This window comes from Pseudomonas sp. TMB3-21 (assembly GCF_054898145.1).
Window position 1 is genome coordinate 189,465 of the sequence record NZ_CM142718.1, and the last position, 25,621, is coordinate 215,085.

Sequence of the window (25,621 nt, forward strand, 5' to 3'; positions counted from 1 at the left end):
TATTTCCCTGTCAGTCATGGACCGCTGACATTGAGCAGACAACACCGAAGGCTGCCTTGCCTTCGGTTAGCAGGCGCAGGAACAGGGACGACCCCGTGTTTTTCATCCTCCCGAGCATTGCAGCCATGCTATTTACTCGCCATAAATCCACCGTCGACGCCCTTCAGCAAAACCTGGACCGCCAAAATGCCCTGCTGGAAGCGATTGATCGCTCCATGGCAGTGATCGAATTCGATCTCGATGGCGTCGTGCTGCGCGCCAACGACAACTTTCTTCAGACCATGGGCTATCGGCGTGATCAAGTGCTGGGGCAACCTCATCGGCAGTTTTGCCCACCCGAGTACGCGCGCAGCCAGCAGTATTCGCAGCTGTGGGCGCGACTTAAGAGCGGCCAATTCGAGTCGGGGACGTATGAACGGGTGGGCGGCGACGGGCGAGCGATCTGGCTGGAGGCCAGTTACAACCCGATCATTAACGCGGTGGGCAACGTCGTGAAGGTGGTCAAATATGCAATGGACGTGACCGCCAGAGTGCAGCACGAAAGCGAATCCGCTGCCCGGTTGCAGGCGATCGACCGCGCCATGGCGGTGATCGAGTTCAACCTCGACGGCACTATCATCAGCGCTAATCAGAATTTTCTGACACGCATGGGTTACACCCTCACCGAGCTCAAAGGTAAACATCATCGCCTGTTCTGTACGGCCGAGCTGATCAACAGCAGCGCGTATGAGGACTTCTGGCGCCGACTCAATCACGGTGAGTTTTTCCACGGCCAGTTCCAGCGAGTCGATAAGCGCGGGCAAAGTGTCTGGCTGGAGGCCAACTACAACCCGGTGTACGACGCTAGCGGGCGTTTGTGCAAAGTGGTCAAGTTCGCATCCGACGTGACGGCGCGGGTTGAGCAACATGACCGGGATGCCCGCAGTGCCAGCGAGGCGTATCACATCTCGGTAGAGACGCGCAAAATCGCCGAGCAAGGCACGCAGGTGATTCAGCAGGCGGCCAGTGAAATGCGCGAAATCTCCGCCAACATCGAACAGTCGTCGACATTGATTGCGCAACTGGGCGAGCGCTCGGAGCAGATTACCGCCATCGTCAACACCATCCGCGGCATCGCCGACCAGACCAACCTGCTAGCGCTCAATGCGGCCATCGAAGCGGCGCGTGCCGGGGAACAAGGGCGTGGCTTCGCCGTGGTGGCCGACGAGGTGCGCCAGCTGGCCGCTCGCACCAGTGGCTCTACGGCGGAGATTTCCAGCATGATCGGGTTGATCCAGAGTGAAACCCGCCAGGCAATCAAGAGCATGGACGGCACTCGTGATCGGGCGGCAGAAGGTGTCGAACTGGCCAATCAGGCCGGTACGGTGATCCTGCAGATACGCGATGGTGCGAGCAACGCTGTGCAGGCGGTGAGCATGTTCGCCAACGAGCGTCTGCCAGGTTGAAGCGGGTAACGCCTCAACCTTGATTCAGCTACGCCGCTCGCGCGCAGGGCTATAGAGACGATCAGTCTCGCAGCCCTGCCAAGAGCGTTGCGTGCAAGCTCAACCCTGCACAAGACTGCGCACCGCCGAAATCTCCGGCACCTCCTGTCGAGTCATGTACACCCGCAACGGCTCGGTAATGTTGATCCGGTCATCTATATTCTGATCCAGCAGCAACTGGACCCGCTCACGCTTAAGCGTCATTGCCTCACCCGGGCCTGCTGCCCAAACGAATTCGCTGGTCGGGATGATGCCGTCATCCGCAATGTCCATGCCGAATGAATCTTCGCTGAAGCGCACAATGTAGTGGCCGGTCTTGCGATTAAGGCCAACGAAGCCCTTGAGCTGGTCAGCGGCCTGGCAAATGAGTTGGGACGTGATGCGCATGATAAACCTCACAGAAAAGTGATCTTGGGTTTACACGCAAGTGATGGGGGCTTTCCCTCTGCCGGGGAAACTGCCAGGTCGAAGAGTACTGCAAAGCACCGCACAAAAGGACCGGAAAATTCTCTTGTGACATGCTTAATGTCGGTCTGGCGATAGCGCTTGCCGCCATCAATTGTTAAAAGGGACGTCTTCGAAAATCTCTGCGAAAGGATCTCGACCATGCCTGTCTCCTTCACCAAGAGCGCCCTCCTGCTGAGCGTGCTGCTCGGCATCGGCCACGCCCACGCCGCCAACGAGCCGAGCCCGACCGCGCTGGCCACCCGTTCCGGCATACCGCACCCGGCGGTGATTGCTCATCGCGGCGCGTCTTTCGATGCTCCGGAATCCACCGCGCCTGCCTACAAACTGGCGCGCGACCTCGGCGCCGATTATCTCGAACTGGACCTGCAACGCAGCAAGGACGGCGTGCTGTTCGCGCTGCATGACGACAACCTGCAACGCACCACCGACGTCGCGAGCAAATTCCCCGAGCGCAAGGACAGCCCGGCTAACGCATTCACCATGGCCGAACTGAAAACCCTGGATGCCGGCAGCTGGTTCAACACGGCGTACCCGGATCGCGCGCGCCCTTCGTACGTGGGCCTGAAAGTCCTGACCCTCGATGAAATCATCGACATCGCTCAGGGCAACCCGCTGCACAAACCCGGCCTGTACATCGAAACCAAAGAAGCGAAGCAGTTTCCCGGGCTCGAACGCGACCTCAAGGAAAAGCTGCATGATCGCGGCTGGTTGAGCCCGACCGGTTCAAAACTGGCCAAGAGCGCCCTCGGCGTCGGCCAGGGCAAAGGCAAGGTCGTGCTGCAAACGTTCGAGAAAAGCAGCCTCGAATTGCTGCAGAAAGAGATGCCGCAAGTGCCGAAAATCCTCCTGCTGTGGGTGGGCGAAGGCAGCATCGAGCCAAAGTCCAAGGTGAAGTTTGCCGAGTCTGGTGACAAGGACAAGGCAACTTACTACGCCAAACAGGAGCCGATAGATAAAGCCGAATTTCAGCGCTGGGTCGACTATGCCAAGGCCCAGGGCGCCATCGGCACCGGACCGTCTGCAGCGCTGACAAAGGGTGGCGATCAAAGTTATTCGGACCTGGTGAAACCGTGGATGAATCAATACACCCACGATCAGGGCCTGCTGGTGCACGTCTATACGGTTGACGATGCCGTGGATTATCAGAAAGTCATGAATGCCGGGGTCGATGGCATCTTTACCAACCGCGCCAGCGAGTTGCTCAAGTTCTATAAACGCCCGGCGGCGGCGAGTGTGGCGCAAGTGCTGACGAATAATGGGTATTGATTGAAACAGGGGTGACTGCATCGCGGGCAAGCCTTGCTCCCACAAGTCCAAGATCATCGAATCTAAGGTTTTTGGGAATTAAGGATGGATTAAGTTGCCCCAGTTACTGTGGACTCACTTAAACAGCAACCCAAGGAATGAACCGATGAAAACATTAACTGCCCTCTTTACCGCTGCTGCCCTGACTCTCACCGCAGGCTTGGCGCAGGCTGATGTTCGCGTCGACCAGATCCCTGAGCTGGTCAAAAGCGGGAAGATCAAGCCACTGGAAGAAATGAACCAGGCGGCTTTGAAATTGCACCCAGGTGCGACCATCACCGATACGGATCTGGATAACCACTTCAATAACTATGAGTACGAAGTGGAATTGAAAACTGCCGACGGCAAAGAATTTGATGTGGACTTCGATGCCACCACTGGCAAAGTACTGAGCGACAAACAAGACACCTGATACATCACACAACAAGCCGCACGATCTTCGAATCGTGCGGCTTTTTTGTGCCCGGCACTTTCAGTTGGTCACGCCATTAAGCGCTGAGGCGAGCCGTCACCTCGTTCAACTGCCCGGACAAACCGTGCAGATTGTGGCTGGCCGCTTCGGTGCGTTGCACGTTGTCCAGGTTGGTGCTGGCAATGCTGGTGATTTCAGTGAGGTTGCGCGAGATGTCCTCGGCCACGGAGGTCTGCTCCTCGGCCGCCGTGGCGATCTGCCGGTTCATGTCGCGGATCGCTTCCACCGCATGGGTGATGCGCTCGAGCATGGCCCCAGCCTGAGTCACTTGTTCAACACTTTCTTCGCTGCGCGACTGCCCGCTCTCAATGGCCTGCGCTGCATCCACTGCACCGGTCTGCACGGTTTGAATGATCTGATTGATCTCGATGATCGACGCCGCCGTGCGTTGCGCGAGGCTGCGCACTTCATCCGCGACCACGGCAAAACCGCGCCCGGCCTCACCGGCCCGGGCGGCTTCGATAGCGGCGTTCAGCGCCAGCAGATTGGTTTGTTCAGCGATGCCGCGAATCACTTCCAGCACCTTGCCGATACGCCCACTGTCCGTTTCCAGACGACGAATCACGGTGGCGGTGTTGGCGATTTCAGCGCGCATCTGCGTGATGGTGTGGATGGTGCCTTGCATGACCTTTTCGCCCTGCTGCGCGGACTGGTCGGCATCATCGGCAGCGCGTGCTGCGTCGGCGGCATGACGCGCGACTTCCTGCGCAGTGGCAGACATTTCGTTCATCGCAGTGGCCACCTGATCGGTGCGGCTGAATTGCTCGTTGGTGCCGCTGGCCATGAGCCCGGCAATCGATTTCAGTTCACCGCTGGCGCTGTCCAGATCCTTGGCACTGGCCTGCAAACGGCTGAAGGTCTCGGCGAGGAAATCACGCAGGGTGTTGGCGGCGATCGCCAGTTTGCCGAGTTCATCCTGACGGCTGCTGGCCACACGCTCGGCGAACTTGCCTTGGCTGAGTTGCGCGACGTATTCGATCAGCCGACGAATCGGCTCGACCAGGTTGCGGTTGACCAGCCACAGGCTGAACAACCCGATCAACAGGCCCGAGACCAGCATGACGATAATCCCGAGAAACACCGTGCGATCGGCACTGGCGCTGATCAGCTTCGACTGCTCGCTGCCCTGCTGACGCAACTCGCTGACCAACGCGCTCATCTGCTCGCTGGTCGCGCGGTCAACGCCCTTCACTGCGGTGTCACCCGCTGTCGGATCACCGCCCGCCGCGACGTAGGCGTCGCGGCCTTTCTGATAGGCCGCGCCTAACTGACGGTGTTCGTCACGCAAGCGTTCGATGCGGGTCTTCAGTTGCGCCTCGATGCCCTTCTGACCGGCCAGTTCGCCGAGGATGCCCTGCACATCGCGCTGGCGGTCTTCGAATTGTTTCCAGTATTTGTCCAGATCCGCCGGTTGCTTGCCGCGCAGCAAAACGTTTTTCCATTCCTGCACCTGCACCTTGAATTGCAGGTTGGCTTCATCGATCAGTTGCGAGGTGCGCAGCGGCCCCTGGATCAGGTTGGCGTAGCTCTGCACGCCTTGGGAAAGGAAATGAAAGCAGGCCAGCGCGATCAACAGTATCGCTAACAGACTGCCACTCAACAGGGCGAGAATTTGCGCTCTCAACGACTTTTGCAAAAACATGGACGGTACTCATGACAGAAGTGAGGCACGCCTGAAAAAGGCGTGAGAAATGTCAGAACGTCCCTGTCTTCAACGCCGGCAACCAGGGCCGACGCCGCGCAACTTAACCTAAGCGGAATCGGCGTGCCAGAGCGGTTCTTGAGGCAAATCCGACCGTCGGTAGCAGTGTCAGAACAGTTATTTTTTTGTCACAAAAACGTCATGGGCAATTGCGATCATGCGGCTCACGTGAACCTGAAATATTCGGCAAAACCGCTGACAAGCGCGCCTGCCTATTGCGAGAACCCATGAACCACAGCATCGACCAAAGTCATCGCGACCCGGACCTCTTCGGTCTGCTGTACGGTTTCCGCTTTCGTCCTGGCGAGCGTGGTCGCGAGATCGATTCGGCGCAGGCGCTGCAGTGTCTGCAACAATCGGACGACAGCGATGAATTTCTCTGGCTGCACCTCAACCTCGCCCACGCCGCGTGCGAGCGGTGGATGAAAAACCATCTGCAATTGCCTGAAGAATTTTTCGAAGCGTTGCACGAGGGCTCGCGTTCAACGCGCATCGAGCACGTTGATTCCGCGCTGCTGGCGGTGGTCAACGATGTGGTGTTCAACCTCAGTAGCATGATCTCTTCGGACGTGTCGACGCTGTGGGTCTGCGCACGCAGTCGGCTGATCGTAAGCGCGCGTCTGCAGCCGCTGCACTCGGTGGACAAGTTGCGTTCATCGGTGAAGGCCGGTGAGCGCTTTCGCTCGCCGCTGGAGTTGCTCGTGCATTTGCTGCGCGATCAGGGCGAGGTGCTGACGCAGATCGTGCGCAAAACCAGCCTCAGCGTTGATCAGATCGAAGATCAATTATTGTCCTCGCGCCTGTCGACCAACCGCGCCGAACTGGGCGCCAATCGCCGGGTGCTGGTGCGCCTGCAACGCCTGCTGGCGCTGGAGCCGGGCTCGTTGCTGCGCCTGCTCAATCGCCCGCCGCAGTGGTTGCAGAAGGAGGACGTGAAAGAGCTGCGCAAATCCACCGAAGAGTTTGCGCTGATCATCAACGACCTCACGGCGCTGGGTGAGCGGATCAAATTGTTGCAGGAAGAAATCGCTGCCAATCTCAACGAACAGAGCAACCGCACGCTGTTCACTCTCACCGTGGTCACGGTACTGGCGCTGCCGATCAACATCATTGCCGGTTTTTTTGGCATGAACGTGGGTGGTGTACCGCTGGCAGGGGATGCGCATGGCTTCTGGATTCTGGTCGCGCTGGTGGCGACGTTCACCTTGGTTGGCGGGCGTTGGGCGTTTCGCAAGCGGCAGGATTACTGAGATCAAAAAAATTCTAACCATCGAATAATCTGTGGGAGCGAGCCTGCTCGCGATGCGGTGCAACAAGTGAAGATGCGATAACTGACACACCGCTTCGCGAGCAGGCTCGCTCCTACAGGGTTTTGCGTGCCGGTACACCTCAGCGCAACGCCTTGATCCGTGCCTCGATAAACCGTCGTTCCGGTATTTGCTGGGTCAGTTCCAGCGCTCTTTCATAGGCTGCCCGCGCCTCGTCGTTACGCCCCAACTGCCGGCAGAAATCAGCCCGCGCGGAATGCGCCAAGTGATAATCGAGCAACTCTCCGCGCGCCAGAATCCCTTCAATCAACGTCAGCCCCGCCAATGGCCCATCCCGCCGGGATATGGCCGCGGCGCGATTCAGCTCGATCACCGGCGACGGCACCGCGCGCAGCAAAACGTCATACAGGCCGACGATCTGCACCCAGTCCGTCTCCCCCGCCGCTGGCGCTTCCGCATGCACCGCCGCGATCGCCGCTTGCAGGCAATAAGGCCCGAAGCGCCCCTGGCTCAGCGCCCGTTCCACCAGCAGGGTGCCTTCAGCGATCATCCGGCCATCCCACAGCGAACGGTCCTGCTCATCCAGCACCACCAGCTCTCCGCTGGCAGACGTCCGGGCCGGTCGCCGCGATTCGTGCAGCAGCATCAGCGCCAACAGCCCCATCACCTCCGGCTCCGGCAACAACTCCATCAGCAAACGGCCCAGACGAATCGCCTCACGAGTCAAATCCTCGCGGGTCAACTCTGTGCCGACAGAGGCCGAATAGCCTTCGTTGAACACCAGATAAATCACCCGCAAAACACTGTCGAGGCGTTCGGGCAATTCCGCCAGAGTGGGCACCTGGTAGGGGATTTTCGCGTCGCGGATTTTCGCCTTGGCGCGCACGATGCGCTGGGCAATTGCGCTGGGCGCGGAGAGGAAGGCCCGGGCGATTTCTTCTGTGGTCAGGTCGCACACTTCGCGCAACGTCAGCGGCACTTGCGCATCCGCCGCGAGTGCCGGGTGACAGCAGGTGAAGATCAGGCGCAGGCGATCGTCTTCCACGTCCTCGTCACTCCAGTCGGCCTGCTCCAGCGCCTCGAGTTGCGCGATCAACAGCGGCCGCGATGCCGTAAAACGGGCGCGCCGCCGCAGTACATCGATCGCCTTGAACCGCCCCGTGGAGACCAGCCACGCCCGCGGGTTGTCCGGTACGCCATCGCGCTGCCAACGCTCGACCGCGATAAAAAAGGCCTCGTGCAAGGCCTCTTCAGCAAGGTCGAAATCACCGAGCAAACGGATCAACGTCGCCAGAATCCGCCGCGATTCTTCCCGATATATCTGTTCGACCCGAGCCGAGACCAACGCGCCGGTCATCAGTCCGGCATGCCTTGGGTCACCAGGGTTTCCAGCCGATCCAGGCTCTGCCCCCAGCCGTCGTGAAAGCCCATCGCTTCGTGGGCCTGCCGATCCTGTTCCGACCAGTGCATGGCGCGGGCGGTGTACAGCGTCTGGCCGCCCTGTTCCTGCAGCGTCACTTCGGCCGCCATGAACGGTTTGCCCGACGGTATCCACCCGGGAATAAAGGCATCGGTGAACACCAGTCGCTCAGGCGCAACGATCTCAAGAAAAACGCCCATGGTCGGGTACTCGGCGCCATCGGGTGCACGCATCAGCGTACGAAACTGGCCGCCAACCCACAGGTCCATTTCGCACTCGGGCGTGGTCATGCCATGAGGCCCCCACCATTGCGCGAGCAACGCCGGCTCGGTCCAGGCGCGGAAGAGTCGCCTGCGCGGTGCGTCGATCAGACGACTGATGGATAACTCGAATGTCGCGGGTGTGAGTGACACGGGTGGCGGGCTCATGGGGAACTCCTGTGTTGTGCTTGTTATTCAGGGATTCAACTGGCGAACGGGTCGCACCTCGACACTGCCGACTCGCGCCGCCGGAATATTGCCGGCGACCTGGAGGGCCTCGTTGAGGTCTTTGGCATCGATCAGGTAGAAGCCGGCCAACTGCTCCTTGGTTTCGGCGAACGGCCCGTCGGTGATCGACATTTTGCCGTTGCGCATGCGCACAGTGGTTGCAGTCTGCACGGACTCCAGCGCCTCGGCGGCGAGCATGCGGCCGCTGCCCTGAATCGATTCGGCGTAGGCCATGCACTCGGCGTCCTTGGGGCTCTCAGGCAGCGCATGCAACTCCTGTTCATTGCTGTAGACCAGGCATAAGTACTTCATGTGACCTCCGCAATCCAACTGATCAACTATGGCTCAGATCGGCGATTTGGCGCCGCTTCCCGATAAACGATCACGGTTGCAGGTCGAACAGCGCTGTGCCGCTCATCATGTCGAACGGCGCCGACCAGTGCTCGTGGACGATGCGCCACTGCCCGGCGTCGCGCCGATAGCACGCAGTCACGCGCATCCAGCAGGCCTGGGTTTCGCCCTGCTCATTGGTGCCGCCGCAATGCGCCAGCCAGTGGGCGAAGGCGATGTGTTCGTCGACGACGATGTTGACTTGGTCGAAGTCAATCTTGTGCGCACCCTGGCACATTTCCATGCATTCGAGCCAGTGCGCGCGGTAGGCCGCCTTGCCGCGAAATTGCAGCGCCTTGACCGCGTCGTAGGAAACGATGTCGTCGCCATACAGGGTCATCAGCTGCTCGACATCCTTGGCGATCACGGCCTGTCGATAAGTGTCGATCAAGCTTTCGATTTCGTGGGTAGCGTTCATGGAGGTTCTCCGTTGTTTTTGTATGAAGACACCCTTAGTCGTCTGGCGAGGAGCCGGATCGACAATCAAATTAACAATAATCCATGGACGCAAACTCGTTAGAATCCGAGGCTCATTCATGTAGGAAAAAGGACAGTCCAGTGACGGCCAGACTCACGCCTTACGAAAGCTTGAACGCGCTGCAGCGCCAGCAGGTCGAGACGATTGAAGTTCATCAGGCACAATTGAAATTCAGCGGCGATATTCACGGTGCGCTGCACACCTTGCTGTCCAAGCCAGGACCCGGGGTCAAAGGCTTTGCCTTGTTGGTCGAGGATATTCCGGTCGCTTTCCTGCTGCTTAAACGTCCGCCCGCCCTGCCCGCCTGGGCCGATGAGCACAGCGCGACCCTGCATGCGTTACAAGTTGATCAGCGCGCTCAGGGCAACGGGTATGGCAAAGCCTGCCTGCAGGCATTGCCCGAGCAGGCGCGTCAGACGTTTCCGGAAATCAGCGCACTGGAATTGTCGGTGGATGCCGATAACGAAGCGGCCATTGCGCTGTATGCAAGCTTCGGCTGGGTGGATCGCGGCGAAGCCTACAGGGGCAGGATTGGCTATGAGCGGCGCATGAGCCTGACGCTTTGACGGGTTATTTCGCTGTCTGCGGCTAACCTGCACTCACACAAACGACACAAAATTCCTACAAAATACCGGGGCCGCGCCCTGTCATCGGGGGGGACGTGCGTATATAAAAGCATCCTTGTGCGCGTCAGGGAGACCGCATCAGTCGGACGCAAGCTTCGTCAGCTGCTACATCAAGCGCGAATTAATCGGTTCAGGCGCTTGAGCTTTCCTCCAGCATTTTGCAGTTTGTTTCATTTGCGCAGGCTCGGGCTCAGGCGCAGCATGTCCAGGCCCGTGTCGACCCACCGTTCGGCGTCGATGTGCAACTGGAAGCTCTCCGGGGCCAGCAGCCACTGATAGAGCATACCGTCGATGTACGCGTGCAGGCTGATGGCCGCGCGGGTCGTGTCGAGATTTTCTGGCAACTGGCCGCGATTCACCGCATTGGTGAGGGCCAGAGCGATGCGTACATTGCAATCGAGACTGACCGTCTGTCGCTGCTGGCGCAGATCGCACATTTCATCGGTGAACTCGCACTTATGGAACAAAATTTCATTGATGCGCCGGGTCTTCGGGTCCAGAGCAACTTGTTGAAACAAATGAATCAGCAGATTGCGCATGCACCCCAGCGGGTCGAGTTCATCTTCGCTCTCACTGGCTTTGGCCATTTCATCCAGCGGCTCATGCAACGTATCGAGCATGGCCTGCACCAGGTCGGCCTTGTTGCTGAAATGCCAGTAGATGGCACCGCGCGTCACGCCAGCGAGGGTGGCGATATCCGCCAGCGTCGTGCGCGCCACACCTCGCTCGAAGAAGGCTTTCTCTGCCGCTTCGAGTATCTGGCTACGTGTTTCCTGGGCTTCCTCTTTGGTACGACGGACCATGGCAGTACAACCTCAATCAGGGTGCTTCAGTGATGTCTGAATATCAGCTGAATAAAAGTGGAGCGAGCGCTCTTGGGCGTTGTCCCCGGCCTACAATTCGAACCTTTGCACGGCTTTTGTAACGAGAAGGATACGCAGCAAAGGTATTTACAAACAACCATGAACGTAAGTATATTTCTTAGCAAGCTACTTATCCACTCAGCGCACATTTTTCACCCTTTCACATTTCGAGTGCGCACACAGCGCGCCTGACCCGAGGATTTTCATGCAATTCAAGCCAGCTGTTACCGCTTTGGTTACTGCCGTCGCCCTGGCATCGCTGCTCAGCGGATGTAAAAAGGAAGAAGCGGCGCCTGCCGCACCGCCTCCTCAGGTCGGCGTTGTTACCCTGCAACCTCAAGCCTTCACCCTGACATCCGAACTTCCGGGCCGCACCAGCGCGTTCCGCATCGCCGAAGTTCGCCCACAGGTCAACGGCATCATTCTCAAGCGTCTGTTCAAGGAAGGCGGCGACGTCAAGGCCGGCCAGCAGCTGTATCAGATCGATCCGGCCGTGTATGAAGCCACGCTGAAAAGCGCCCAGGCCAACTTCCAGCAGACCAAGTCGATCTCTGATCGCTACAAGCAACTGGTCGATGAGCAGGCAGTGAGCCGTCAGGAATACGACACCGCACTGGCCAACCGCATGCAATCGGAAGCCAGCCTGCAGAGCGCGCAGATCAACGTGCGTTACACCAAGGTTTATGCGCCTATCTCCGGGCGCATCGGTCGTTCTTCGTTCACCGAAGGCGCCCTGGTGACCAACGGTCAGACCGACGCCATGGCGGTCATTCAGCAGCTCGACCCGATTTACGTCGATGTGACCCAATCGTCGGTGGAACTGCTGGAGCTGCGCCGCGAGCTGGAAAGCGGTCGCCTGCAAAAGGCTGGCGACACCGCCGCCGCGGTAAAGCTGACCCTCGAAGATGGCAGCGAATACAAACAAGTGGGCAAGCTCGAATTCTCCGAAGTGTCGGTGGATCAGACCACCGGCTCCGTGACGCTGCGCGCCGTGTTCCCGAACCCGGATCACACTTTGTTGCCAGGTATGTTCGTGCATGCACAGTTGCAGGCCGGCGTGAACACGGCAGCCATTTTGGCGCCGCAACAAGGCGTAACCCGCGACCTCAAAGGCGCCCCGACCGCACTGGTCGTCGGCCCGGACAACAAAGTTGAACTGCGTCAGCTCAAGGCCAGCCGCACGGTTGGCAGCCAGTGGTTGATCGAAGACGGCTTGAAGGCCGGCGATCGACTGATCACTGAAGGGCTGCAATACGTCAAACCAGGAGCGGAAGTGAAAGCCACTGAAGCGACCAACGTCGGCACCAAGAACCCGGCCCCCGCACAGGCAGCTGACAAGGCTTCCAGCGGCAAAGGGGAGTAAACCATGTCGAAATTTTTTATCGACCGTCCGATTTTCGCTTGGGTAATTGCCCTGGTGATCATGCTGGTCGGGGCACTCTCGATCCTCAAGTTGCCGATCAACCAATACCCGAGCATTGCGCCTCCGGCGATCGCCATTTCCGTAACCTACCCGGGCGCGTCTGCACAAACCGTGCAGGACACCGTGGTTCAGGTGATCGAACAGCAACTCAACGGCATCGACAACCTGCGTTATGTGTCTTCGGAGAGTAACTCCGACGGCAACATGACCATCACCGCCACCTTCGAGCAGGGCACCAACTCTGACACCGCGCAGGTTCAGGTGCAGAACAAGCTGAACCTGGCCACCCCGCTGCTGCCGCAAGAAGTGCAGCAACAAGGGATCCGCGTCACCAAGGCAGTGAAAAACTTCCTGATGGTGATCGGCGTGGTTTCGCGCGACGGCAGCATGACCAAGGACGACCTGTCCAACTACATCGTGTCGAACATGCAGGACCCGATCTCGCGGACCGCCGGTGTCGGTGACTTCCAGGTCTTCGGTGCCCAGTACGCGATGCGTATCTGGCTCGATCCGGCCAAGCTGAATAACTTCAACCTGACGCCGGTTGACGTGAAAAACGCCATCGCCGCGCAGAACGTCCAGGTCTCGTCCGGTCAGCTCGGTGGCTTGCCTGCCGTGCAAGGCCAACAGTTGAACGCAACGATCATCGGCAAGACCCGTCTGCAGACTGCCGAGCAGTTCAAGGCGATTCTGTTGAAGGTCAACAGCGACGGTTCGCAAGTGCGTGTCGGTGACGTTGCCGATGTCGGTCTGGGCGGTGAGAACTACTCGATCAGCGCGCAGTTCAACGGCAGCCCGGCGTCCGGTCTGGCGGTGAAACTGGCCAACGGTGCCAACGCCCTCGACACGGCAAAAGCCCTGCGCAACACCATCGAAACGCTCAAGCCTTTCTTCCCGGAAGGCATGGAAGTGGTGTTCCCGTATGACACCACTCCGGTCGTGACCGAGTCGATCAAGGGCGTGGTCGAAACCCTGGTCGAAGCGATCGTGCTGGTGTTCCTGGTGATGTTCCTGTTCCTGCAAAACTTCCGCGCCACCGTTATCACCACGATGACCGTGCCAGTGGTATTGCTGGGTACATTCGGGATCCTCGCGGCGTTCGGTTTCAGCATCAACACCCTGACCATGTTCGGCATGGTGCTCGCCATCGGCTTGCTGGTGGACGACGCCATCGTTGTGGTGGAAAACGTCGAACGGGTCATGAGCGAAGAAGGCCTGTCACCCAAAGAGGCCACGAAGAAATCCATGGGGCAGATCCAGGGTGCACTGGTGGGTATCGCCCTGGTGCTGTCTGCGGTTCTGTTGCCGATGGCGTTCTTCAGCGGTTCCACCGGTGTGATCTACAAGCAGTTCTCGATCACCATCGTTTCGGCCATGGCGCTGTCGGTATTGGTTGCATTGATCTTCACCCCGGCGCTCTGCGCGACCATGCTCAAGCCGATTCCGAAAGGCGAGCACGGCACGCCGAAACGCGGCTTCTTCGGCTGGTTCAACCGCAGCTTCGACCGTGGCGTCAGAAGTTACGAGCGCGGCGTCGGCAACATGCTCACGCACAAGGCGCCGTACCTGTTGGCTTACCTGATCATCGTGGTCGGCATGATCTGGCTGTTCACCCGCATTCCAACGGCATTCCTGCCGGAAGAAGACCAGGGCGTTCTGTTTGCCCAGGTGCAAACCCCCGCCGGTTCCAGTGCCGAGCGCACCCAGGTGGTCGTGGACGAAATGCGGGAATTCCTGCTGCGTCCGTCCAAGGATGGCGGTGAAGGCGATGCGGTGGCCTCGGTGTTTACCGTGACCGGCTTCAACTTCGCCGGCCGTGGTCAGAGTTCGGGTATGGCGTTCATCATGCTCAAACCGTGGGATGAGCGTAACGCTGAAAACAGCGTGTCGAGTCTGGCGGCCCGGGCCCAGCAGCACTTCTTCACGTTCCGTGATGCGATGGTGTTTGCCTTTGCGCCGCCGGCCGTACTCGAACTGGGTAACGCCACCGGTTTCGACGTGTTCCTGCAGGACCGCGCCGGTATCGGTCACGAAAAACTGATGGAAGCGCGTAACCAGTTCCTCGGCATGGCGGCGCAAAGCAAAGTGCTCTCGCAAGTGCGTCCGAACGGCCTGAACGACGAGCCGCAATACCAGTTGGAAATTGATGACGAAAAAGCCAGCGCCCTCGGCGTGACGCTCACCGACATCAACAACACCTTGTCGATCGCCTTGGGCAGTAGCTATGTGAACGACTTCATCGACCGCGGTCGGGTGAAAAAGGTGTACGTGCAAGGCCAGCCTGATGCGCGCATGAGCCCTGAAGACGTGAAGAAGTGGTATGTGCGTAACAGCGCCGGGACCATGGTGCCCTTCACGGCCTTCGCCAAGGGAGAGTGGATTTACGGTGCACCGAAACTGTCGCGTTACAACGGCGTAGAAGCGATGGAAATCCTCGGGGCTGCGGCGCCGGGTTATTCCACCGGTGAAGCCATGGCCGAAGTCGAGGCGCTGGCGAAGAAACTGCCGGCCGGTGTCGGTATTTCCTGGACAGGTCTGTCGTACGAAGAACGCTTGTCCGGTTCGCAAGCGCCAGCGTTGTACGCGTTGTCGCTGCTGATGGTGTTCCTGTGTCTGGCAGCGTTGTATGAAAGCTGGTCGATCCCGATTGCGGTGATGCTGGTGGTGCCTTTGGGGATCATCGGTGCGCTGCTGGCGACCAGCCTGCGCGGCCTGTCCAACGACGTTTACTTCCAGGTGGGCCTGTTGACGACCATCGGGCTGGCAGCGAAAAACGCCATCCTGATCGTCGAATTCGCCAAGGAACTGCATGAGCAAGGGCGAAGCCTGCGCGATGCTGCGATTGAAGCGTGCCGGATGCGTCTGCGTCCGATCATCATGACCTCGCTCGCCTTCGTGCTCGGTGTGGTGCCATTGGCGATTTCCACCGGCGCAGGTTCGGGTAGCCAACATGCGATCGGTACCGGCGTTATTGGCGGTATGATCACGGCGACGGTCCTGGCGATCTTCTGGGTACCCCTGTTCTTTGTCACCGTGTCGTCCATCGGCCAGCGCAAAAAAGCCGATCAGGATGATGCTACTGAAACTCCAAAAGAGGCTGGCCAATGAGCAAGTCGCTACTCTCCCTCGCCGTCGCCGCCTTCGTGCTGAGTGGGTGCTCGCTGATACCTGATTATCAGCAGCCCGCCGCACCGGTGGCGCAGCAATATCCACAGGGGCCGGCCTACTCGCCGGCCCAGGCGCCGAGCCAGGCCGCTGCCGAACAGGGCTGGAAGCAGTTTTTCCATGACCCGGCGTTGCAGCAGCTGATCAAGGTCGCGCTGGAAAACAACCGTGACCTGCGTGTCGCGGCGCTGAACATCGATGCTTTCGCGGCGCAGTACCGCATCCAGCGAGCTGACCTGTTCCCGGCCGTTTCGGCCAATGGCAGTGGCAGCCGCCAGCGGGTTCCGGCGAATGCTTCGCAGACCGGTGAAGCCGGCATCGTCAGTTCCTACTCGGCGACCGTCGGCATCAGCGCCTATGAACTCGACCTGTTCGGTCGGGTTCGCAGCCTCAGTGAGGAAGCGCTGCAACAATACTTCGCCACTGAAGAAGGCCGCCGCAGTACGCAGATCAGTCTGGTCGCCAACGTCGCCAATGCCTACATGACCTGGCAGGCAGACAAAGAGCTGCTCAAGCTGACGCAAGATACGCTGGGTGCGTTTGAAGAGAGCTTGAAGCTCACTTCGCGCAGCAACGAAGTCGGTGTCGCCTCGGCGCTGGATCTGGCGCAGTCGCGCACGTCGGTGGAAAACGCCCGCGCGCAACTGGCCCGCTACACGCGTCAGGTGGCTCAGGATGAAAACAGTCTGGTGTTGCTGCTCGGTACCGGGATCCCGGCCAATCTGCAACCGGCCAAGCCACTCTCGGATGACTTGCTGAGCGAAGTACCGCCCGGCCTGCCGTCGGATCTGCTGCAGCGTCGTCCGGACATTCTTCAGGCCGAGTACAACCTGAAAGCGGCCAACGCCAACATCGGCGCGGCACGGGCGGCGTTCTTCCCGAGCATCAGCCTGACTGCCAATGCCGGCACCCTCAGCCCGGACCTGTCCGGCCTGTTCAAGGGTGGTTCGGGCACGTGGCTGTTCCAGCCGCAGATCAACCTGCCGATCTTTAACGCCGGCAGCCTGCGCGCCAGCCTGGATTACTCGAAAATCCAGAAAGAAATCAGCGTGGCGAACTACGAGAAGTCCATTCAAACGGCCTTCCAGGAAGTCGCCGACGGCCTGGCCGCACGTAAGACCTACACCGATCAGTTGCAGGCTCAGCGTGATTTCGTCCAGGCCAACCAGGATTACTACCGTCTGGCCGAGCGTCGTTACCGCATCGGTGTCGACAGCAACCTGACCTTCCTCGATGCCCAGCGTCAGCTGTTCAGTGCCCAGCAATCACTGATCACCGACCGTCTGGCGCAGCTGAACAGTGCCGTCAATCTGTACAAGGCACTGGGCGGCGGCTGGAACGAGCAGACCGCCCAGGTCCAGCGCCAGAAAGAACAAGCGCCGGAACTGAAGTTGTTCTGATGATGTTGTAAACACGAAGCCCACCTTTTGGTGGGCTTTTTGTTGGCTGCGGGAAAGCCGAGGTATCTGGTCTGGCCTATCGCGAGCAGGCTCGCACCCACAGAATCCGTGGCAGAACCGCAAACTTGCTCTATCCGCAAAACCTGTGGGAGCGAGCCTGCTCGCGATGGGGCCGGGTCAGTCAATCTCAATAGCGACTGGCGCACCGCTTTCGCGAGCAGGCTCGCTCCCACAGAGGATCTTCGAAGACCACAAACTTGGCGTTCGCACTGGATTATTGTGGGAGCGAGCCTGCTCGCGATGGGGCGCGGTCAGGCGCCGCTAAACCAGCGAATCACTCCCGCGATTCAACCCCCAATTCATCCCACACCGACTCCGCCAGATGGAACGTGGCGTTGGCCGCCGGAATCCCGCAGTAGATCGCACTCTGCATGATCACTTCCTTGATCTCGCCACGGCTGACGCCATTGTTGGCGGCGGCGCGCAGGTGCAGTTTGAGTTCTTCGCTGCGGTTCATGCCGATCAGCATGGCGATGGTGATCAGGCTGCGGGTGTGGCGTTCCAGGCCCGGGCGGGTCCAGATGTCACCCCAGGCGTGCCGGGTGATCATTTCCTGAAACTCCGAGTTGAACTCGGTCAACGCATTCAGGCTGCGATCGACATGGGCGTCGCCAAGCACTGCGCGGCGCACGGTCATGCCTTCTTCGTAACGCTGTTTCTCGTCCACGGGTAACTCCTCAACGGCCCAAAAGGAATGCCACAACACGCTCGCTGAACGCCTTGTCGGCCTGCACGTTGGACAGGTGCGCGGCGTAGAACTCAGCGTACTCGGCGCCCTGCACGTGCTGCTGAATAAAGTGCCCGCCCGACGGCGGCGTAACCGCGTCCTCGCTGCCGGCAATCACCAGCAGCGGCACCTTGATCGACGACAGTTGATCGCGGAAATCGGCATCGCGTACCGCTGCGCAGTTGGCCGCATAGCCCTCGGGAGAAGTCGCCGCCAGCATGTCGGTGATCTTCTTCGCCGCCGCCGGATTGGCTTCAGAAAAATCCGCCGTGAACCAGCGGGCAATCGACGCGTCGCGCAGCGCCACCATGGCCGCCGTACCGTCGCGCAGCACGGTTTCGATGCGCGGGTCCCATACCGATGGATCGCCGATCTTGGCTGCGGTATTGCACACCACCAGCTTGTTCAAACGATCACCGGCGTTGATCCCCAGCCATTGACCGATCAGGCCGCCCATCGATAAACCGCAGAAATGCGCACGTTCAATCTGCAACGCATCCAGCAACGCCAGTACGTCACGCCCCAGTTGCTCAATGCTGTAAGGCCCCGGCGTCACCAGCGATTGACCATGCCCTCGGGTGTCGAAACGCAGCACGCGAAAGTGCTGGCTGAACGCGGCGATTTGCTTGTCCCACATGTGCAAATCGGTGCCCAAAGAATTCGACAGCACCAACACCGGTGCATCCTCGGGGCCATCGAACTGCGGCCCTTGGATTTGGTAGTGCAGTTCGCCCTCGGCGAGTTGTACGAAAGCCACAGCAATCTCCTTCAAGCAGTCATTGCAGAATGTTCGGCCACCGCGCGCTCGACCCACGTGTGGGCCTGACCGAGGTAGTGCGCGGGGTCCAGCAGTTGATCGAGCTCAGCGACAGATAACTCAGCGGTGACCTCCGGCTCGTCGCCGAGGACTGCACGCAAATGCCGCTGCTCGGCCACCGCGCGTTTACAGCATTGTTCGAGCAGATGGTGCGCGGTGTCGCGGCCGACCCGTTGCGCGAGGACGATGCTCACCGCTTCAGCCAGCACCAGCCCCTGAGTCAGGTCAAGATTGCGGGCCATACGCTCGGCATCCACCTCTAATCCATCGGCGACCAGCAGCGCTTGCTGCAACGCACCCGAGACCAGGCAGCAAATCTCCGGCAGGGTTTCCCACTCGGCGTGCCATAGGCCGAGGCTGCGTTCGTGTTCCTGTGGCATCGCGCTGAATAACGTCGAGAGCAAACCAGGCACCCGCGTCGCCGCGCCAATCAGCACCGCCGCACCTACCGGATTGCGTTTGTGCGGCATGGTCGAGGAGCCGCCCTTGCCCGGCGCCGAGGGCTCGAACACTTCGCCCGCCTCGGTTTGCATCAACAGACTGATGTCGCGACCCAGTTTGCCGAGGCTGCCGGCGATCAAGCCGAGCACCGCGCCGAATTCCACCAGACGATCACGCTGGGTGTGCCACGGCTGATCAGGCAACGTCAGTTGCAGTTCCTCGGCCAACGCTTCGGCAATCGGCATGGCCCGGTCGCCCAAGGCCGCAAGCGTTCCGGAAGCACCACCAAATTGCAGGACCAGCAAGCGCGGCTTGAGTTGTTGCAGACGTTGCCGACTGCGCGTCACCGCGCCCAGCCAGCCAGCAATCTTCATCCCCAACGTCACCGGCGTCGCGTGCTGCAACCAGGTTCGCCCGGCCAGGGGCGTGGCGACATAGCGCAGCGCTTGCGTCGCGAGAATCTCACCGAGCTGCGCCAGTTCCTGCTCGATCAACACCAGCGCCTGGCGAATTTGCAGCACCAGCCCCGTGTCCATCACGTCCTGACTGGTCGCGCCCAGGTGCACATAACGCTCGGCGTCGGCATCAGTTGCCGCCAGCCGTTTGCCCAAGGCCTTGACCAACGGAATCGCCGAATTGCCCGCGGTCGCGATCGCATCCCCGAGCGCGACGAAATCATAATGCTCGGCGCGACACGCGGCTTCGATGGGCACGACGACGCTGTGCGGGATCAATCCGACCCGCGCTTCTGCCCGGGCCAGCGCCGCTTCGAAATCGAGCATGGCCTGAATCCGGCCGTGATCGCAGAACACTTCACGCATGTCACGGGCAGTGAAGTAGGCATCGAACAGCTGGTTCATAAACGGTCCTTGCAAGCGTGGGCCGGTGTGGCCCACGCGGGGTGGGTCAAAGGTCGTGGTGCAGGTATTTGGCCTGCTTCGGCAGACGCAGGCTGAACAGGAACGCTACCGCCATCATCACCGTCACGTACCAATAAAACGAGTTTTCCATACCCGCGGCCTTCAGGCTCAGGGCCACGTATTCCGCAGAACCGCCGAAGATCGCGTTCGCCACCGCGTACGCCAGACCAACACCCAGCGCGCGCACTTCCGGCGGGAACATCTCGGCTTTGACCAGGCCGCTGATCGAGGTATAGAAACTCACGATCGCCAGCGCCAGGGTAATCAGCACAAACGCGAGAAACGGACTGCCGACGCTTTTCAGGCTCAGCAGGATCGGCACGGTGCACAAGGTGCCGAGGCCGCCGAACCAGAGCATCGAGTTTCGGCGCCCGATCTTGTCCGCGAGCATGCCGAACAGCGGCTGCATGCACATATAAAGAAACAGCGCGCCGGTCATGATGTAACTCGCCGTTTTCGCGTGCATGCCTGCCGTATTCACCAGGTATTTCTGCATGTACGTGGTGAAGGTGTAGAAAATCAGCGAGCCACCGGCGGTGTAACCGAGCACGGTGATGAACGCCGCTTTGTGGTCGCGAAACAGGGCGACGATGCTGCCGGCGTCCTTGTTCTCACGCATCTCTTTGCTGGTAGTTTCTTTCAGCGAGCGACGCAGGAACAGCGAAATCAATGCGGCCACGGCACCCACGACAAACGGGATCCGCCAGCCGTAGGCACGCAGTTCATCTTCGCTGAGAAATTGCTGCAGCACGACCACCAGCGACACCGCCAGCAGCTGCCCGCCAATCAATGTCACGTACTGAAACGAAGCAAAGAAACCGCGCTGACCTTTGAGGGCGACTTCACTCATGTAGGTCGCGGTGGTGCCGTACTCGCCGCCGACCGACAGGCCCTGCAGCAAGCGTGCGAACAACAGCATGATCGGCGCCCAGACGCCGATATCCTTATAGGTTGGCAGACAGGCGATCAGCAGTGAGCCGAAGCACATCATCAGAATCGAAATCAGCATCGAATTCTTGCGCCCGTGCTTGTCCGCCACACGGCCGAATATCCAGCCGCCGATAGGACGCATCAGGAAACCGGCGGCGAATACGCCTGCGGTATTCACCAACTGCACAGTCGGGTTATCAGAGGGGAAAAACGCCGGGGCGAAATAGATCGCGCAGAAGGCGTAAACGTAGAAGTCGAACCATTCGACGAGGTTACCTGACGAAGCACCGACAATCGCGAAGATGCGCTTCTTGCGCTCTTCGCCGGTGTAATGAGAGGTTGTGGTTGTCATGGGTTTTCACTCTTTGGGGACCGGTGAGTGTCTAGACACACTTTGCAACACTCCCGTTCCACAGAAGCGTATGAACCTGAGAGCACTCCTGTGGTGAGGGGATTTATCCCCGTCCGAGTGCGAAGCAGTCGCAAAACCGTTTAACCGCGATACCCCTGAACGCATCGGATCTATGTTTTGGGGCTGCTTGGCAGCCGAAACGGGGGCAAGCCCCCTCGCCACAAAAGCTTGTCGCCACAGATACGGTGCTCACTCAATAATCAAAAAACACCGTCTCGGCGTCAGCGCCCTGCAGAATCACATTCCACTGGTAAACACCGGACGCATCCTGCTTCGCCAGCAACGTCTGGCGACGTTCGGCCGGTACACACTCCAGCAGCGGGTCGTCGACATTCGCCGTTTCGCCATCGAAGTAGATCCGCGTCAGCAAGTGCTTGACCAGCCCGCGCGCAAACACCAACACCACCAGATGCGGCGCCTGGGTCGTGCCCTTCAGGCCTTGCACGGTGCCCGGTTTGATCGTGGTGAATCGGAAGCGCCCTTCGGCGTCCACCGGCACCCGGCCGAAACCTTCAAAGTTCGGGTCCAGCGGTTTGTCCTGGTCGTCTTCGGGATGGTCGTATTTGCCGGCAGCGTTGGCCTGCCAGATTTCGAGCATCGCATCGTTGACGACATCGCCGTTGCCGTCGACGACTTGCCCGGTGATCGCCACGCGCTCGCCCAGGGTGTGTTCGACGGTCAGGTCTTCGCGGTTCAGCCAAGTCATGCCGATGTGGTAATACGGCCCGACGGTGTGGGACGTGGTCGCGTTCAGCGTCATCTTATTTCTCCATCGGCGTGGCATCGCGGCCGCGCAAGACGATGTCCCAGCGATAACCGAGGGCGTAGGAAGGGACGGTTTTTTCCAGGTCGAAACTGGCGATCAGACGTTCTTTGGCGCGGGTGTCCGGCACGCAGTTATAGATGGGGTCGAAAGCCAGTAACGGATCGCCGGGGAAATACATCTGCGTGACCAGGCGCGTCAAAATGCTCGGCCCGAACAACGAGAAGTGGATGTGCGCCGGGCGCCAGGCGTTGTGGTGGTTGCCCCACGGATAGGCGCCGGGCTTGATGGTCTGGAATTGATACCAGCCATCGGCGTCGGTCACGGTACGGCCGGTGCCGGTGAAATTCGGATCGAGTGGCGCATCATGCAGGTCGCGGTCATGGTTGTAGCGGCCGGCCGCATTGGCTTGCCAGATCTCCACCAGAATGCCCGGCACCGGCAGGCCGTCTTCATCCAGCACGCGGCCGTGGACGATGATTCGCTCGCCTTGCGGCTGGCCTTGATGCTGGGCGGTCAGGTCGTTGTCCTTCTCGTCGACACGGTCAGCGCCGATGGTCGGGCCAGTAATTTCCGACAACGAATGTGGCAAAAACACCAACGGCTTGGACGGCGAACGCCGATTGGTGGATTGATAGGCCGGGTGCAGGTATTCCGGCTGGGTGCCCTCTTGCGGGCGACGATAACCAGGCTTGTCAGTCATTTCGCTTTCCTCTGTTCTTATTGTCACTGCTGCGCGTCAGACGCGTTCGATCGCCAGGGCCAGACCCTGACCGACGCCGACGCACATGGTCGCCAGACCTTTCTTGCCACCGGTTTTTTCCAGCTGGTGCAAAGCGGTCAACACCAGACGCGCACCGCTCATGCCCAACGGATGCCCCAAGGCAATGGCGCCACCGTTCGGATTGACCTGAGCCGCGTCGTCAGCCATGCCCAGTTCTCGCAGCACCGCCAAACCCTGGCTGGCAAACGCTTCGTTGAGTTCGATCACATCGAAATCGCTGACCGCGAGACCGAGGCGCTCGGTCAGCTTGCGCACTGCCGGCACCGGGCCGATACCCATGACCCGCGGCGCTACACCGGCGCTGGCCATGCCCAACACTTTCGCACGGGCGGTCAGACCATGCTTTTTCACCGCTTCGGCGGAGGCGAGAATCATCGCGGCGGCACCGTCGTTGACGCCCGATGCATTGCCAGCGGTGACGGTTTTGTCCGGGCCGTTGACCGGTTTCAGCTTGGCCAGGGTTTCCAGCGATGTATCGGCGCGAGGATGCTCATCCTGGCTGACCACGGTTTCACCCTTCTTGTGGGCAATCCGCACTTCAACGATTTCTTCAGCGAAAAATCCTGCAGCCTGCGCAGCGGCAGTACGTTGCTGACTGCGCAGAGCGAAAGCGTCCTGATCTTCCCGGGATATTTGGTAATCGTCCGCAACGTTGTCGGCAGTCTGCGGCATTGCGTCGACGCCGTACTGCGCTTTCATCAGCGGGTTGATGAAACGCCAGCCGATGGTGGTGTCTTCCAGCTTCATGTTGCGCGAGAACGCCGCATCCGCCTTGCCCATCACGAACGGCGCGCGGGACATCGACTCGACGCCACCGGCAATCGTCAGCTCCATTTCGCCGCTGGCAATGGCGCGGAACGCAGTGCCGATGGCATCCATGCCCGAAGCGCACAGGCGATTGAGGGTCACGCCGGGAATGGTCTCCGGCAGGCCCGCCAGCAACAACGCCATGCGCGCCACGTTGCGGTTGTCTTCGCCGGCCTGGTTGGCGCAGCCGAGGAATACCTCGTCCACCGCGCTCCAGTCGACCGAGGGATTACGTTCCATCAATGCCTTGATCGGCACCGCAGCCAGATCGTCGGCGCGGACTGCCGACAGGCCGCCACCGAAGCGGCCGATCGGTGTGCGAATCGCGTCGCAGATATACACATCACGCATCACGCTTCTCCGGGTGCTTGGCCATGGGCCGCGGCGGTGCGGGCTTCCAGATCCCTTAGCGCCTTCAGTTCAACCTCGGTCGGCTCTGCCGTGTGCTCAACATGATCGGCAAAGCGGATCGCCCAACCGGTGGCTGCCACTACTTGCTCACGGGTCACGCCTGGGTGCAGAGCAGTGACCACAAATTCATGAGTATCAACCTCCGGTTCCATGATGCACAGGTCGGTAATGATGCCAACCGGGCCAGCCCCCGGCAGCCCCAGACGCTGACGCGAATCGCCGCCCTCGCCGTGCCCAACCGAAGTAATGAAGTCGAGTTTGTCGACAAAGGAGCGCGCCGATTGCTTGAGGATGATCAGCACGCTTTTCGCCGAACCGGCAATTTCCGGCGCGCCACCGGCACCTGGCAGACGTACCTTCGGCTGGTGATAATCGCCGACGACGGTGGTGTTGATATTACCGAAGCGGTCAACTTGCGCAGCACCGAGGAACCCGACGTCGATGCGGCCGCCCTGCAGCCAATAGCGAAAAATCTCACCGGTTGGAACGACAGTGTCGGCAGTCTCGGCCAGTTCACCGTCACCAATCGAAAGCGGCAGTACGCTCGGCTTGGCACCGATCGGACCCGATTCGTAGATCAGGACTACATCCGGCGACGACGTCAGCCGGGCCAGGTTGGCCGCTTTTGACGGCAGGCCGATGCCGACAAAGCACACGGAACCGTTTTTCAGACGGCGAGCGGCGGCGACGGTCATCATTTCATTGGTGGTGTACGTCATTACTTCGCCTCCGAAGCGTTAGCCAGCTTGGCCCGGAACTCGCTGAAGTCAGCGCAGCCATGGATGTACTCGTTGATCCACGCGGTGAACGTTTCACGGTCGCGGGCAATCGGGTCCCAGGCTTGATAGAAACGGTTGTCACGTTCGGTGTAACCGTGCGCGTAGGACGGATGTGCACCGCCCGGGACGTGGCAGACCGCACTCAGGGCCCAGGTCGGCAATACGCAGGCGTTCATCGGCGCGTTGAGGTCGTCGACGATTTCTTCGACGGTGACGATGCAACGCTTGGCCGCCAGCGCTGCCTCTTTCTGCACGCCGAGAATGCCCCACAGCAGCACGTTGCCTTTGCGGTCGGCCTTTTGTGCGTGGATCACGGTGATGTCCGGACGTACCGAAGGCACGGCGGCCAATACTTCGCCGGTGAACGGACACGTGACCGTCTTGATCAGTGGGTTGACCTTCGGCAGGTCCGAGCCGGCGTAGGCACGCAGCACCGCGAACGGGAGGCCGGAAGCGCCAGCCACATAGGCGTTGGCCAGGTCGGCGTGGCTGTGTTCTTCGATTTCCAGCGCATGCGGCCACTGCTTCTCGACGGCGTCACGCAGGCGGTGCAGGGAACCGACGCCTGGATTGCCGCCCCAGGAAAAAATCAATTTGCGCGCACAACCGGCGCCGATCAACTGGTCGTAGATCAGGTCAGGCGTCATGCGCACCAGCGTCAGATCTTTCTTGCCCTGACGAATGATTTCATGCCCGGCGGCCGTAGGAATCAAATGGGTGAAGCCTTCGAGCGCGACGGTATCGCCATCGTTGACGAATTGCTTCACCGCGTCGTGCAGCGAAATGATTTCAGCCATGGGGCAGGCTCCCGTTTTTTA

General features: G+C 60.1%; 25 protein-coding genes. 8 read left to right on the forward strand and 17 right to left on the reverse strand.

Features of this window, described 5'->3' with window-relative positions; translation table 11 throughout:
- Window positions 1-125: 125 nt before the first annotated feature.
- Window positions 126-1,445, forward strand: coding sequence for a methyl-accepting chemotaxis protein (locus ACYZTS_RS01045; protein ID WP_461996327.1), 1,320 nt, complete (start codon window positions 126-128; stop codon window positions 1,443-1,445).
- A 99-nt stretch (window positions 1,446-1,544) separates the two neighbouring features.
- On the opposite strand, the gene ACYZTS_RS01050 is transcribed toward ACYZTS_RS01045, so the two are convergent.
- Together ACYZTS_RS01050 and ACYZTS_RS01055 are read right to left on the reverse strand one after the other, a co-directional pair.
- Window positions 1,545-1,871, reverse strand: coding sequence for a DUF2025 family protein (locus ACYZTS_RS01050; protein WP_461993371.1), 327 nt, complete (start codon window positions 1,869-1,871; stop codon window positions 1,545-1,547).
- A gap of 8 nt (window positions 1,872-1,879) precedes the next feature.
- Window positions 1,880-2,092: a hypothetical protein gene (locus tag ACYZTS_RS01055; RefSeq protein WP_461993373.1), complete on the reverse strand. Its 213-nt coding sequence runs from the start codon at window positions 2,090-2,092 to the stop codon at window positions 1,880-1,882.
- Between ACYZTS_RS01055 and ACYZTS_RS01060 the strand changes: the two genes are divergently transcribed.
- Both ACYZTS_RS01060 and ACYZTS_RS01065 read left to right on the forward strand, forming a co-directional pair.
- Window positions 2,091-3,218 (forward strand): glycerophosphodiester phosphodiesterase, encoded by a 1,128-nt coding sequence (locus tag ACYZTS_RS01060; protein ID WP_461993375.1) that lies wholly within the window; start codon window positions 2,091-2,093, stop codon window positions 3,216-3,218. The two genes, ACYZTS_RS01055 and ACYZTS_RS01060, sit on opposite strands and share 2 nt — an antisense overlap.
- A 145-nt stretch (window positions 3,219-3,363) precedes the next feature.
- The gene (locus ACYZTS_RS01065) at window positions 3,364-3,669 is read left to right on the forward strand and encodes a PepSY domain-containing protein (RefSeq protein ID WP_010457288.1); all 306 of its coding nucleotides are present in this window, start codon (window positions 3,364-3,366) and stop codon (window positions 3,667-3,669) included.
- Window positions 3,670-3,745: 76 nt separating this feature from the next.
- Here the strand turns inward: ACYZTS_RS01065 and ACYZTS_RS01070 are convergent, their stop codons facing one another.
- A complete protein-coding gene (locus ACYZTS_RS01070; protein WP_461993377.1) occupies window positions 3,746-5,371 on the reverse strand; it encodes a methyl-accepting chemotaxis protein in 1,626 nt (541 codons plus the stop codon).
- Between the two features lie 287 nt (window positions 5,372-5,658).
- Here ACYZTS_RS01070 and ACYZTS_RS01075 point away from each other — a divergent pair, with 287 nt between their 5' ends.
- Window positions 5,659-6,681, forward strand: a complete 1,023-nt coding sequence (locus tag ACYZTS_RS01075; protein WP_461993379.1) for a transporter — start codon at window positions 5,659-5,661, stop codon at window positions 6,679-6,681.
- Between the two features lie 139 nt (window positions 6,682-6,820).
- Here ACYZTS_RS01075 and ACYZTS_RS01080 read toward each other — a convergent pair whose 3' ends face one another.
- From ACYZTS_RS01080 to ACYZTS_RS01095, 4 genes are all read right to left on the reverse strand, one after another.
- Window positions 6,821-8,056, reverse strand: coding sequence for an RNA polymerase sigma factor (locus tag ACYZTS_RS01080; protein ID WP_461993381.1), 1,236 nt, complete (start codon window positions 8,054-8,056; stop codon window positions 6,821-6,823).
- Window positions 8,056-8,547, reverse strand: coding sequence for an SRPBCC family protein (locus ACYZTS_RS01085; RefSeq protein ID WP_461993383.1), 492 nt, complete (start codon window positions 8,545-8,547; stop codon window positions 8,056-8,058). Before ACYZTS_RS01085 ends, ACYZTS_RS01080 begins: the two co-directional genes overlap by 1 nt.
- Before the next feature lie 27 nt (window positions 8,548-8,574).
- Window positions 8,575-8,919 (reverse strand): YciI family protein, encoded by a 345-nt coding sequence (locus ACYZTS_RS01090; protein WP_461993385.1) that lies wholly within the window; start codon window positions 8,917-8,919, stop codon window positions 8,575-8,577.
- A gap of 70 nt (window positions 8,920-8,989) precedes the next feature.
- Window positions 8,990-9,415, reverse strand: coding sequence for a YybH family protein (locus ACYZTS_RS01095; protein WP_461993387.1), 426 nt, complete (start codon window positions 9,413-9,415; stop codon window positions 8,990-8,992).
- A 140-nt stretch (window positions 9,416-9,555) separates the two neighbouring features.
- Here ACYZTS_RS01095 and ACYZTS_RS01100 point away from each other — a divergent pair, with 140 nt between their 5' ends.
- Entirely contained in the window at window positions 9,556-10,041 is a 486-nt protein-coding gene (locus ACYZTS_RS01100; protein ID WP_461993389.1) for a GNAT family N-acetyltransferase, read from the forward strand.
- Between the two features lie 230 nt (window positions 10,042-10,271).
- Here the strand turns inward: ACYZTS_RS01100 and emhR are convergent, their stop codons facing one another.
- Window positions 10,272-10,904, reverse strand: coding sequence for an efflux system transcriptional repressor EmhR (emhR, locus tag ACYZTS_RS01105; protein WP_461993391.1), 633 nt, complete (start codon window positions 10,902-10,904; stop codon window positions 10,272-10,274).
- A 265-nt stretch (window positions 10,905-11,169) separates the two neighbouring features.
- Here emhR and ACYZTS_RS01110 point away from each other — a divergent pair, with 265 nt between their 5' ends.
- The 3 genes from ACYZTS_RS01110 to emhC are packed head-to-tail and all read left to right on the forward strand — an operon-like array spanning window position 11,170 to window position 16,952.
- A complete protein-coding gene (locus tag ACYZTS_RS01110) occupies window positions 11,170-12,327 on the forward strand; it encodes an efflux RND transporter periplasmic adaptor subunit (protein ID WP_461993393.1) in 1,158 nt (385 codons plus the stop codon).
- Between the two features lie 3 nt (window positions 12,328-12,330).
- Window positions 12,331-15,495, forward strand: coding sequence for an efflux RND transporter permease subunit EmhB (gene emhB / locus ACYZTS_RS01115; protein WP_461993395.1), 3,165 nt, complete (start codon window positions 12,331-12,333; stop codon window positions 15,493-15,495).
- Window positions 15,492-16,952: an efflux RND transporter outer membrane subunit EmhC gene (gene emhC, locus ACYZTS_RS01120; protein WP_461993397.1), complete on the forward strand. Its 1,461-nt coding sequence runs from the start codon at window positions 15,492-15,494 to the stop codon at window positions 16,950-16,952. Before emhB ends, emhC begins: the two co-directional genes overlap by 4 nt.
- A gap of 334 nt (window positions 16,953-17,286) precedes the next feature.
- Here emhC and pcaC read toward each other — a convergent pair whose 3' ends face one another.
- The 9 genes from pcaC to ACYZTS_RS01165 form a co-directional block, all read right to left on the reverse strand.
- A complete protein-coding gene (gene pcaC, locus ACYZTS_RS01125; RefSeq protein ID WP_028622441.1) occupies window positions 17,287-17,679 on the reverse strand; it encodes a 4-carboxymuconolactone decarboxylase in 393 nt (130 codons plus the stop codon).
- A gap of 10 nt (window positions 17,680-17,689) precedes the next feature.
- Window positions 17,690-18,496 (reverse strand): 3-oxoadipate enol-lactonase, encoded by an 807-nt coding sequence (gene pcaD / locus ACYZTS_RS01130; protein WP_461993400.1) that lies wholly within the window; start codon window positions 18,494-18,496, stop codon window positions 17,690-17,692.
- Between the two features lie 11 nt (window positions 18,497-18,507).
- Entirely contained in the window at window positions 18,508-19,857 is a 1,350-nt protein-coding gene (locus ACYZTS_RS01135; RefSeq protein WP_461993402.1) for a 3-carboxy-cis,cis-muconate cycloisomerase, read from the reverse strand.
- 46 nt (window positions 19,858-19,903) lie between these two features.
- Window positions 19,904-21,199 carry an MFS family transporter gene (locus ACYZTS_RS01140; protein WP_028622444.1) on the reverse strand — a complete coding sequence of 432 codons (1,296 nt, stop codon included), beginning with the start codon at window positions 21,197-21,199 and terminating at the stop codon, window positions 19,904-19,906.
- Window positions 21,200-21,452: 253 nt separating this feature from the next.
- Window positions 21,453-22,019, reverse strand: a complete 567-nt coding sequence (pcaG, locus tag ACYZTS_RS01145) for a protocatechuate 3,4-dioxygenase subunit alpha (RefSeq protein ID WP_461993404.1) — start codon at window positions 22,017-22,019, stop codon at window positions 21,453-21,455.
- 1 nt (window position 22,020) lies between these two features.
- Window positions 22,021-22,725: a protocatechuate 3,4-dioxygenase subunit beta gene (pcaH, locus tag ACYZTS_RS01150; RefSeq protein WP_028622446.1), complete on the reverse strand. Its 705-nt coding sequence runs from the start codon at window positions 22,723-22,725 to the stop codon at window positions 22,021-22,023.
- A 36-nt stretch (window positions 22,726-22,761) separates the two neighbouring features.
- Window positions 22,762-23,967, reverse strand: coding sequence for a 3-oxoadipyl-CoA thiolase (pcaF, locus tag ACYZTS_RS01155; protein ID WP_461993407.1), 1,206 nt, complete (start codon window positions 23,965-23,967; stop codon window positions 22,762-22,764).
- Window positions 23,964-24,743 (reverse strand): CoA-transferase subunit beta, encoded by a 780-nt coding sequence (locus ACYZTS_RS01160; protein ID WP_028622448.1) that lies wholly within the window; start codon window positions 24,741-24,743, stop codon window positions 23,964-23,966. Before ACYZTS_RS01160 ends, pcaF begins: the two co-directional genes overlap by 4 nt.
- Entirely contained in the window at window positions 24,743-25,600 is an 858-nt protein-coding gene (locus ACYZTS_RS01165; protein WP_028622449.1) for a CoA transferase subunit A, read from the reverse strand. The genes ACYZTS_RS01160 and ACYZTS_RS01165 overlap by 1 nt, the downstream gene beginning before the upstream one ends.
- Window positions 25,601-25,621 lie beyond the last annotated feature (21 nt).